The 1,952-nt window shown below is 75.6% G+C and carries 2 protein-coding genes; one reads left to right on the plus strand and one right to left on the minus strand.

Annotated elements, in window-relative coordinates:
* Positions 1-484: 484 nt before the first annotated feature.
* Positions 485-1,330, minus strand: a complete 846-nt coding sequence (locus tag QJS33_RS31185) for a hypothetical protein (RefSeq protein WP_306371658.1) — start codon at positions 1,328-1,330, stop codon at positions 485-487.
* Positions 1,331-1,393: 63 nt separating this feature from the next.
* Here QJS33_RS31185 and QJS33_RS31190 point away from each other — a divergent pair.
* Positions 1,394-1,952, plus strand: a 559-nt coding sequence (locus tag QJS33_RS31190) for an endonuclease/exonuclease/phosphatase family protein (protein WP_306371659.1), incomplete at its 3' end; no start/stop codon positions are given.

The following is a 1,952-nucleotide window of genomic DNA, read 5'->3' on the forward strand; positions in this document are numbered from 1 at the left end:
TCGGCCGCAGGGAGTGGAGGCCACACTCGTCCTCCCCGCCCCGGCCCCGGGGGGGTTGTTCACCTGACCGGGAACCTTGGCCATGGCCGGGCGCCCCGGTCGGGTGGGCACCCCCCGGGGGCGGAGGAGACGCGACACATTCCGGCTAGGGGCGGGGACTCCGGTGGGGGTACCCCCTGCTCCTGGGCCGGGAGGATGGCCGCGGCCCCACCCCCGCGGCCCGGGCCCAGTGACGCTCTCCGGCTGTGACCGGGCGTTCCGGGGCAGGGCCCAACCCCCTGTTCCCGGGTGGGAGGAGCACCGCGGCCTCCACCCCCACGTGCCCGGGACCGAGGGGTGCCCACCCCCGCCCCCGGAGTCGAAGGAGACGATCCTCCCCCGGTTGTGGCCGGGCCCCGTACGGCCCCACCCGTCACCCCACACAGCGTTGAGGGCGCCGGGAGGGTCCGGGCGGGGGCGGCCTCAGCCGGGGCCGGGTTCGCGGTCAGGGGCGGATGTCGTGGGCGAGGGTGCGCAGCCAGGGTTCTCGGAAGGCGGGCTCGGCGGTGAGGACCTCGCGGAACCGGGCGCGGGTCTCGCGGGTGCGGCCGCGCTCGAACAGCGCCAGGGCCCCCGACAGCGCGGCGCGGGTCTTCTCGTCGTGGCGGGGGCGGGCGACCTCCGGGTCGGCCCAGCGGGTGCGGCGGAACGACGGCTCGGTCTTGGGCTGGACGTTGCCCAGGTAGCCCCACAGCCGGCCGGGCACCGACACGTTGCGCACGGCGCGCGGCGGCAACTCCTCCACCCACGGCGCGTGCTGCTGCCAGCGCCAGGTGTTGGGGCTGGTCTTATCGCGCGCGACGATGCCCAGGTAGCCGACGCGGCCGCGGACGCGGTTCCAGTCGGCGCGGTCGTCGGTGATCCAGGAGCGCAGTTCGCGGTGCAGGTTCCCGAACGTGCTCCCACCGGCGACCAGGTCGCAGAACACGGCCGCCCGGCCGCCGCCCGCCAGCCGGGTCGGGGTGATCCCCTGGGCGGTGAGGTTGGCGCGCAGCCGGGCCTGCTCGGCCGGGCTCAGGCCCTGCCCGTCGCACCCGTACAGGGACAGCGGCAGCCGGTGGACGCGGTCACGGTGCGGGGTGTCCGCGAGGACGCCGCGCAGCAGGTCGTACACGCTGTCCGGGGAGCGTCCGACGAAGTACAGGTCGCGGTCGCCGCCGCGGGCCAGGACCTTGGCGGCGCACTCGGTGAGGGCGTCCACGTAGGAGCGTTCCGGGTCCGCGGGTCCGGTGAGGGAGCCGAGGCGGTCGTGTTCCACGTCCCAGCGGAAGGGGAGGTTGGGTTCGGGCATGCCCCGAGGAAATCGGGACGGGCGTTCCCGCGCAAGGGTTTTTCCCGGTGGGAGGATGTACCGGTGAAACCTCTCGCCTCCACCGCCACCCTGGTCCTGGCCGCCGAGGACGTTCCTGTCCGGGCCCCGGCCGTTCGGGTGTCCCCGTCGGTGCCGCCGCCCGTGCCGGAGGGGTCGGTGCGGTTCGCGACGTTCAACGCGGCCCTGTCGCGGCAGCGGCCCGGGACGATGTCGGCGGCGCTGGCCTCCGGGGAGTGGGGGAGGGCGCGGGCGGTCGCCGAGACCGTGCAGTGGGTGCGCCCCGACGTGCTGTTGGTGAACGAGTTCGACCACGACCCGTCGGGCCGGGCCGTGGAGCTGTTCGCCCGCAAGTACCTGGAGCGCGGGTGGAACGGCGCCGGGGGCGTGGAGTACTCGTACGCGTACACCGCGCCGGTGAACACCGGGGTGGCCTCGGGTGCGGACCTCAACGGTGACGGCCGGGTGGTGACGGAGCCCGGGAGCGACGCCTACGCCGGGGACGCGTTCGGGTTCGGGCGGTTCCCCGGCCAGTACGGGATGGCGGTGTTCTCCCGGTACCCCCTGGACGCGGTGCGGGCGCGCACGTTCCGGCTGCTGCCGC

The sequence above is a fragment of the Nocardiopsis sp. CC223A genome (genome assembly GCF_030766825.1).
In the GTDB taxonomy this organism is placed as follows: Bacteria; Actinomycetota; Actinomycetes; order Streptosporangiales; family Streptosporangiaceae; genus Nocardiopsis.